General features: G+C 70.1%; 8 protein-coding genes. 3 read left to right on the top strand and 5 right to left on the bottom strand.

Annotated elements, in window-relative coordinates; genetic code table 11:
• Window positions 1–195, bottom strand: a 195-nt coding sequence (locus ACFFNX_RS34680) for an NUDIX domain-containing protein (RefSeq protein ID WP_378210141.1), incomplete at its 3' end; no start/stop codon positions are given.
• Window positions 196–462: 267 nt separating this feature from the next.
• Between ACFFNX_RS34680 and ggt the strand changes: the two genes are divergently transcribed.
• From ggt to ACFFNX_RS34665, 3 genes are all read left to right on the top strand, one after another.
• Entirely contained in the window at window positions 463–2,274 is a 1,812-nt protein-coding gene (gene ggt, locus ACFFNX_RS34675) for a gamma-glutamyltransferase (protein WP_378210140.1), read from the top strand.
• A gap of 86 nt (window positions 2,275–2,360) precedes the next feature.
• Window positions 2,361–2,684 carry a divalent-cation tolerance protein CutA gene (cutA, locus tag ACFFNX_RS34670; protein ID WP_378210139.1) on the top strand — a complete coding sequence of 108 codons (324 nt, stop codon included), beginning with the start codon at window positions 2,361–2,363 and terminating at the stop codon, window positions 2,682–2,684.
• A gap of 104 nt (window positions 2,685–2,788) precedes the next feature.
• The gene (locus tag ACFFNX_RS34665; RefSeq protein WP_378210138.1) at window positions 2,789–3,628 is read left to right on the top strand and encodes an oxygenase MpaB family protein; all 840 of its coding nucleotides are present in this window, start codon (window positions 2,789–2,791) and stop codon (window positions 3,626–3,628) included.
• Between the two features lie 295 nt (window positions 3,629–3,923).
• Here the strand turns inward: ACFFNX_RS34665 and ACFFNX_RS34660 are convergent, their stop codons facing one another.
• From ACFFNX_RS34660 to ACFFNX_RS34645, 4 genes are all read right to left on the bottom strand, one after another.
• Window positions 3,924–5,645 (bottom strand): hypothetical protein, encoded by a 1,722-nt coding sequence (locus ACFFNX_RS34660; protein ID WP_378210137.1) that lies wholly within the window; start codon window positions 5,643–5,645, stop codon window positions 3,924–3,926.
• Between the two features lie 511 nt (window positions 5,646–6,156).
• Window positions 6,157–6,756, bottom strand: a complete 600-nt coding sequence (locus ACFFNX_RS34655) for a hypothetical protein (protein ID WP_378210136.1) — start codon at window positions 6,754–6,756, stop codon at window positions 6,157–6,159.
• Between the two features lie 127 nt (window positions 6,757–6,883).
• Window positions 6,884–8,044, bottom strand: coding sequence for an epoxide hydrolase family protein (locus ACFFNX_RS34650; RefSeq protein WP_378210135.1), 1,161 nt, complete (start codon window positions 8,042–8,044; stop codon window positions 6,884–6,886).
• Between the two features lie 28 nt (window positions 8,045–8,072).
• Window positions 8,073–8,356, bottom strand: a 284-nt coding sequence (locus tag ACFFNX_RS34645) for a hypothetical protein (RefSeq protein WP_378210134.1), incomplete at its 5' end; no start/stop codon positions are given.

Raw genomic sequence — 8,356 nt, 5'->3', positions numbered from 1 at the left:
CAGCTCGGCCCGCGCGCCGCTCTGGACGAAGCCGCCGGGCAGGGCCCACCGGCCCTCCTGCGGCGGCACGCCGCGCCGGACGAGCAGCACGTGCAGCGCGCCGTCGCGGATGGTCAGCGCCACCACGTCGATGGCGACCGCGACGGGGTCGTAGGCCCGTGGGTCGTACGCCGCGAGGAACTCCTCTTCGCTCACGAGCCCTCCTTCGCCGGGGAGAGAGACCAGGCGCGCTTCGCCCGCCTGAGTTCTTCTCAATCTGAGTCAATCTCGAATTGAGAACAACGTACGCTACGGGTCGATCGCCTGTCGAGCCCGTTTTCGCGGTTGTTTGCGGCGGGACGCGTTCTGGCCTGTTCCGGACCGTGCTGAGGGGTAGCCGGGCGATCTTGTAGATCTCCGGCCCGCGGAATGGCACAGTGGGGGGCGCGTTCCTCGTGAAGCGCCGGACGATCAGGAGCCGCAATGCGCCGACCCGCCGCCGTCATCGCCCTCGCCGCAGCGGCACTCGCAACGCTGGTGGTGCCCGCCCAGGCGCGGCAGCCCGCCGCCCACACCCCCCGGGACCAGAAACAGGCGGTCGCGGTCGGGTACGGGGGAGCGGTCTCCAGCGTCGACCTGGACGCCAGCGAGAGCGGCGTCGAGGTGCTGCGCCACGGCGGCAACGCCGTCGACGCCGCGGTGGCCGCCGCGGCCACGCTCGGCGTCACCGAGCCGTACGTCTCGGCCATCGGCGGGGGCGGCTACTTCACCTACTACGACGCCCGCACGCGCAAGGTCTACACCTTCGACGGCCGGGAGACCGGCCCGGCGAGGATGACCCGGGACTTCTTCATCGACCCGAAGACCGGCAAGCCGCTGTCGTTCGACGACGCCGTCACGAGCGGGCTGTCCGTGGGCGTGCCCGGCACGCTCGCCACCTGGGACTCCGCGCTGCGCCGCTTCGGCTCCCGCCGCCTGAGCGACCTGCTCCAGCCCGCGATCAAGGTGGCGAAGAACGGCTTCACGGTCGACCAGGAGTTCGTCGACCAGACCACGGTCAACGAGGACCGCTTTAAGGACATCGTGCCGACGCGCGAGCTGTTCCTGCCCGGCGGCAGGCCGCCCGCGGTCGGCTCGACGTTCCGCAACCCCGACCTCGCCGCCACGTACGAGCAGATCGCCAAGAAGGGACTCGGCTGGTTCTACGGGGGTGAGCTGGGCAAGGAGATCGCGAACACGGTCCAGCATCCGCCCGTCGACCCGAACGCCACCCGCGACGTACGGCCCGGCGTGGTGCAACCGTCCGACCTGGCGCGCTACAAGGTCATCCCGCGCGACCCGACGCACGTCGGCTACCGCGGGCTCGACGTCTACGGCATGGCGCCCTCCTCCTCGGGCGGCTCGACCGTGGGCGAGGCGCTGAACATCATGAAGCAGTTCAAGCTCACCGACCCGGTCGAGGCGCTGCAGGTCTACCTCGAGGCGTCCAAGCTCGCCTACGCCGACCGCGGCGCGTACGTCGGCGACCCCGCGTACGAGAACGTGCCGACCAGGACGCTGCTGTCGGACCGGTTCGCCCGCTCGCGCGCCTGCCTGATCAAGCCCGACCAGGCGCTGACGGCGCCGGTCGCGCCCGGTGACCTGAACGGCGAGGGCTGCACGACCCCGTCGGGCTCCGGCCAGCGGCTGCCGTACGAGGGGCCGCAGACGACGCACCTGGTCGCCACGGACAAGTGGGGCAACGTCGTCTCCTACACGCTGACGATCGAGCAGTTCGGCGGCAGCGCGCTCACCGTGCCGCACCGCGGGTTCCTGCTGAACAACGAGATGACCGACTTCGACTTCACGTCGTCCACGCCGGCCGGCTACGCCGACCCGAACCTGCCCGCCGCCGGCAAGCGGCCGCGCAGCAGCATGGCGCCGACGATCGTGTTGAAGAACGGCCGTCCGCTGCTGGCCGTCGGCTCGCCGGGCGGTTCGACGATCATCACGACGGTGCTGCAGATCCTGATGAACCGCATCGATCTGGGCATGACGCTCCCACAGGCGATCGAGGCGCCGCGCGCCACCCAGCGCAACACGGCCCAGACCGCCGCCGAGCAGGCGTTCATCGACAAGTACGGCGCGGCGCTGAAGGCCAAGGGACAGGATCTCGTGCTGTTCCCCGGCCCGCCGGCGGGCGTGATCGGCTCGGCGACGGGCCTGGAGTTCCTCGGCGGCGGCAAGGTGGAGGCGGTCGCGGAGAAGGTCCGCCGCCACGGCGGCAGCGCACTGGTGGCCGTCCCGGCCCGCTGACGCTCCCCTTGTGGTCCGTTTGTGGTCCGTCACTGCGGAGTCGGGCCCGGTCGCGGAGCTACGATCAGCGGGGAAGGAGTCGCTGTATGGCCGAGGCGTACGTCCAGGTGACGACGACCACCGATTCGCGCAAGGAGGCCGCCGAGCTCGCCAGGTCGGCGGTCACCGGGCGTCTGGCCGCCTGCGCCCAGCTGGTCGGCCCGATCGCCAGCACGTACTGGTGGGAGGGGGAGATCGAGTCCGCCGAAGAGTGGATGGTGCTGTTCAAGACCACCACCGACTGCTTCGAGGACCTGGCCGCCCAGATCACCGAACAGCACTCGTACGACACGCCCGAGATCATCGCGACTCCGGTCGTGGCGGGCAGTGCCGAATACCTGGCCTGGGTGCGGGAGCAGACGACCGGGTGACCTGATCTTTCGGGGGCGGGCCGGGGTGTGACGGCTGCCCTGAGAGGGTAATAAGTCAGTACTTATCGGTGGTTCTGACGGTGTGCCCCCAAGGACGGTGAACGGTGAGCGAGGACTACGGCCTGTTCGGTCCCGGCTCCGTGACCTGGCGCGTGATGGCCGAGCCCGTGCAGATGATCGGCGGCTTCCGCGCCCTCATCCTGCAGGCGCTGCATCCGCCGTCCATGTGGGGTACCGCGCAGAACTCCGAGCTCATGGACCCGCACGCGGCCTGGGCGCGCCTCGGCCGCACGATCGAGTTCGTCCGCGTCCGCACCTACGGCACGCACGCCGAGGTCGAGCGGGTCGGCCGCCGGGTCCGCAACCTGCACTCGCGGCTGAGCGGCCTCAACATGGACACCGGCGAGGTCTTCCCGGTCGACGCGCCGGAGAACCTCCTGTGGGTGCACATGGGGGAGGTCGACTCCTACCTCGACGTGGCGCTGCGAGCGGGCCTCGCGCTGTCGCGGGCGGACGCCGACGCGTTCGTGGACGAACAGCGCCGATCGGGCGCGGTCGTCGGCCTGGACCCGGCCGACATCCCCGCGTCGGTCGCCGAGATGCGCGACTACTACGCGGAGATGCGACCGAAGATCTACGCCTGCCGGGAGGCGAAGGAGGGCCTGCGGCGGCTGTTCAACCCGACCGTGCCGCGCCCGTGGCTGCCGCTCAAGCTGGCCGCCCCCGGCATCGCGACACTCGTCGTGGCGACCCTGCCACGCTGGGCCCGCCGCATGTACGGCCTGCCGGCCACGCCGCTGGAGGACCTCTGGGCGACGACCTGGCTGAAGGCCCTGCACCGAGGCACACAGGTCGTCCCGGAGTCCTGGCGCTACTCCCCGGACGCCCGCCGCGCACGCGAACTGACCCGCGAGAACGGCGCCGACCTGGCCGCCGCCTCCTGACCTTTGACCTAGGTGTACTGCCCAGGCAGGTTGGTTGAGTTTGTGTGACGACATGGTCTGAATGTCGGTGGGGGACACGACAGTTAACTCCATGCTCCTGCCCGCTGATCTCGTGCTTCGTCGTCGTGGAGACGCCGCCCTACGACAGGTCGTCTGCGGCAAGGTCACTTCAGTGGATTTTGACCGCTGCCTGGCCATCTTTCGCGGCGACTGGGCGATCAGCGTGGCGGAGTCGCCTGACCAGCTCACGCCGAACATGCCGAAGGTCGCTCGCCTTGAGCCGGTTGTCATCCGGTCAGTCGCTGTCGCTGAGTACGCCGGCAGTGCACAACAGGGCGGTGAGCTGGCTCTCCGCAAGAGTCGTGGCCTCTGGGCCATGGAGGTTGCCGTCCGCGTGCGGATGCATTCCGAGCAGGGTGACCTGGGCGGGGGCGGCAATCCGTAGTTCGTCGATGCGTCCGCGTAGCAAGTCCTCTGCGGCAGTCAGGAGTTCCGCACCCCACTGCTGCTGTGCGGCCTCGCCGGTGTCGACGGTCTCCTGGTCACCGCTTCCGGTGAGCACGCCGTCGTCGGCCAGCATCTGGAGTGTGGCTTGGAGTTCGGCCTCGCCATCGTCCAGCCGGACCTGCCGGGTGACCGGATCGTAGGAGGCGGTCATGCAGTGCTCGCCCCGGCGCAGCAACGACTCCTCCAACCCGCCTTCCCAGGTCGACCGGCTCAGCCCGACCCAGCCGGCGCCCGAGAGGATCCCCTCCAGGTGGTCCAGGACGTCCTCTGGGTAGTCGTCTTCGCCAGCCGCGCCGTACAGCCGCTGGTGTGCCTGCTTCGCCCAGGCGCCGTCTCGGTCGCTGGCGTCGCCGGCGTCCCCGGCGGTGACGATGGAGGTGAGGATCTCGGCCGCTTCGGAGAGACCGGGGTCGGGGCAGCCCCCGCGGTGGCACCAGTTCTCACCTGGGCAGGAGAGGATCACCCGGCGCACCGTATCCACGGTGTCGGTACCGTCGGTCGACCGGCCGATGCACAGCAGGTAGGTGTGCAGGAAACCGGGAACGCCGATCAGGCCATCAGTGCCGTGCAGCGCCCCGCCGTACACGTAAGCGATCAGCCCGCTGCGGCCCTCGTCCGCCCAAGCGGCAATGGCAGCGCGGGCGGTTGCCAGTACGCCGACGTCGTCGCCGGGACTCCACGCGTTGAGCAGCCAGCGCGGGCTGTAACGCCAGTCGCCTGCGGATATGAGCGCGGTGGCAACCGCTTCGAACGCTTCGTGCGTGTCGTCGCTGACAGGGATCTCGCCGAGGGTGGACGAAGTGGCCAGCAGTTCGCTGGCCACTCCTGGATCTCGCGTCGCCGGCAGCGACCGTGCCGGTTGGGTCGACCACCAGCGAACGTCCTCGGGGACCAGCGCTTCGTTGGCCTGCGCGTCGATCGCGACCGTGGCGGAAGGCCTGTGCTCACCGGTGACGGCCAGCACTTCGTATAGGGCCGCCTCCCATTCTCCGATCCCGCCGGCGGCCATGGGCAGTTCCGGCCGCTCCTCGGCGTCCGCGGGCAGCAGGACGGTCACGTCGCCCAGCTCCGGGAGTGCGGTGACCACCAAAGGCCGTTCGGGGCGAGCCTTACCTACGGAGGAGTCCGTCTCTGGTGCCGGTATAGGCTCGCCGTTCCGGTCCAGGCGCGGGATCCACGCCGGGCGCCGCTCCTGCCGTCGCTGGATCCGTGAGGCCTCGTCCAAGAGTTCGCCCTTGCTCGGATACGACCGGAGGTATGCGGCGGCGGGCCGTACCAACGCGTCCAGCTCAGGTTTGCGGAGCTCCTCGATATGCACCGGAAGCTCGATGAAGACCTCGGGAACGACCAGCTGAGCGAACCGTGCCTGTACTGCGGCAGTGAACTTCGCCGCGAAGTCTCCCTCGGCGGACTCGAATGCCTTCTCCGCCGCCTCCAAGTCGACACTGTCCCCGACCAAGGCGTCCATCATTAACAGCAGCAGGTCGTTCTTGCTGTATGAGCTGGGCATGAACCCGACGATAACCGCCAGCGCCGACACGGATGGGGTAGTTCGCAGTTGCGACGTCCGGGTCAACGAGGATCGCAACTTCCCGTCGTATGAGTGATCAGCCCGAAGCGGAGGCGGGAGAATCTGGCAGGACACCAGACGCCGTCGGGTTCATTCTGGGTAGATGGCACAGGCTCACGATGACGCGGTCGAAATGACCCACCCGGTGGTCCAGTCCGACGTCAAGCGGGCAGCACGGCTCGTGGCGGACGGATCTGAACGATTTGCCGGCACCGGACGGGTGGGCGCTCCAGCCCCGCGAGTTCCTCTCGGGCCGCCCTGTATACGCGCCGGCTCGCGTGCCGATGCGTAGCGGGTCGACGATCTCACTGCCGCTCGAAGAGGACGCCACCGAAAAGCTTGATCTTGTACTCGGGCAGACACATCGCTTGCTGGGACCGCAACCGCGCCACCGGCCAGCCCACCGCCCGATCCCTGATCGCCTTCGATCACTGAGATAGGACTTACTCGTCTAGGAGTCGGCGGGTTCGTTCAGGGGGCGCTTGTAGTAGGCCCAGGGCGAGTCGAAGTCGGACGGGACGATGAGCTGCCACCCCTCCGCCTCCAGGAGGCGTCGGCGGCGGCGTGACGGCCACCACATGCGCCGGTGCTCCCACTTGCGGGGTGAGGCCTCGACGAGGTGGAACAGGTAGCCGTAGTCGACGGCATGCCAGCCGCGCAGGCCCTCCCGCGCCAGCGCCTCCATCTCGTTGAAGGCGTGCAGCGGCGTGAGCACCTTCCGGTCGGGCGAGTCGCTCGGGGCGGCGGGGTCCGTGCGGCCGGGGGCCGGGATGCCGAAACGCTGCTGGGCGGCCTGGCGGCTGATGCCCAGCAGCCGTCCGAGGGTGTCCCAGCTGTGTCCGGCGGTACGGGCGCCGGTGATCGACTGGCGCAGCAGGCGGCCGGTCTCCTCCGTGGCGACGGTGGCCGCGGCGACCATGAGCAGGTGGGCGTCCGGGTCGTCGTCGAGCCCCTCGCGGCCCTGTTCGCAGGCGGTCAGTACGGCTTCGGCGACGGCCTCGCGGATGGCGTTCGCCCGGTCGTCCGTGAGACGGCTCCGGGGGGTGCTCACGACCGCCCCCCGGAGCCGGAGGTGGGGGGCCCGGGGAGGCGGAAGGCGTCAGGAGTCATGGTGTCAAGGATTCCTTGACATTCGATCGATGTCAAGGATTCGTTGACACTTCCGCCGATGCTGGTCCTCAGCGGACCAGGCGGAAGAAGGCGCGGACCTCCTCCACGAACACCTCGGGCTGCTCGAAGGCGGCGAAGTGACCGCCCCGGTCCGGCTCGTTCCAGTACCGGATGTCGGTGAAGCGCCTCTCCGCCCACCGGCGGGAGGGGCGGGGGTTCTCGTGGGGGAAGACCGAGCATCCGGCCGGGACGCCGATCTGGTCGGTCGTCGCGCCGGCGAAGAGCCGCTGCACCTGTTTGAAGCTCTCCCAGTACAGCCGGGCGGCGGACGCGCCGCTCCCGGGCAGCCAGTAGAACATCAGGTTGTCGAGGAGCTCGTCCCGGGTGAGCGCGTTCTCCGGATGGCCGTCGCAGTCGGTCCAGGAGCGGAACTTCTCGATGATCCAGGCGCACAGCAGCGCGGGGGAGTCCACCAGGCCGTACCCGATGGTCTGCGGCCGGGTGGACTGCTCCAGCGAGTACCCGTCCTCCCACGCCTGGGCCTGCTCCAGGGCGCCGATGGCGGCGCGCTCGGCATCGGTGAGGTCGCCGAACGTGGCCGGATCCGGCGCGGCCAGGGGCGGCATGAGGTGAATGCCGGCCACGTGCTCCGGGTCCCGCCGGCCGATGATCGTGGTGATCGTGGTGCCCCAGTCGCCGCCCTGCGCGCCGTACCGGTCATAACCCAGGCGCGCCATCAGCTCGATCCAGGCGGCGGCGATCCGCTCCACGCCCCAGCCGGGTCCGGCCGGCTTGTCGCTGAAGCCGTAGCCGGGCAGCGAGGGGCACACCACGTGGAACGCGTCGCTCGCCCGGCCGCCGTGGGCCGTCGGGTCGGTCAGCGGGCCGATCACCTTGAGGAACTCCACGATCGACCCCGGCCAGCCGTGGGTGAGGACGAGTGGCAGCGCGGTCTCGTGCGGCGAACGGACGTGCAGGAAGTGGATGCCGAGCCCGTCGATCGTGGTGCGGAACTGCGGCAGGGCGTTCAACCGTCTCTCGGTGGCCCGCCAGTCGTACTCCTCGGCCCAGTAGCGGCACAGCCGCCGCAGGTAGTCCAGGGGCACGCCCTGGGACCAGTCCGCGACGGTCTCGCTCTCGGGCCACCGCGTACGGGCCAGCCGGTCCCGCAGGTCGGCCAGCTCCGGCTCCGGGACGTCGAGGCGGGTCGGGGTCACCGCGTCGGACATGTCGCCCTCCTTCGTCGAGATGGCGGCGTCATCGCGTGGCCAGCACGAGCGCCTGGTACGGGGCCAGCCGGACGCGGCCGGTCCTCGGCCGATCGGGGCCCACGGCCGGGTCGTCGGTGTCGAACACCGCCGCCGCGGGCAGGTCCAGGCCGGCCACCGGCGTGTCACGCAGGTTCGCGACGGTCCAGAGCCCGCCCCTGCGGTAGGCGGCGACCGGCGTGTCGAGGGCGACCCGGCTCACCTCGCCGGTGGCGGCCACGCGATGCGCCAGCCGGCGTCGTACGGCCAGCAGCCGGGAGAGGGTGTTCAAGT

Source organism: Actinoallomurus acaciae, from assembly GCF_042429965.1.
GTDB lineage: Bacteria > Actinomycetota > Actinomycetes > Streptosporangiales > Streptosporangiaceae > Actinoallomurus > Actinoallomurus acaciae.
This window is presented reverse-complemented; position numbering and strand designations above follow the sequence as displayed.

Bases quoted from the DNA above. Each gene is read 5' to 3' on its own strand.
- ACFFNX_RS34660 (WP_378210137.1), bottom strand. From the start codon at position 5,645: ATGCCCAGCTCATACAGCAAGAACGACCTGCTGCTGTTAATGATGGAC.
- cutA (WP_378210139.1), top strand. From the start codon at position 2,361: ATGGCCGAGGCGTACGTCCAGGTGACGACGACCACCGATTCGCGCAAG.
- ggt (WP_378210140.1), top strand. From the start codon at position 463: ATGCGCCGACCCGCCGCCGTCATCGCCCTCGCCGCAGCGGCACTCGCA.
- ACFFNX_RS34650 (WP_378210135.1), bottom strand. From the start codon at position 8,044: ATGTCCGACGCGGTGACCCCGACCCGCCTCGACGTCCCGGAGCCGGAG.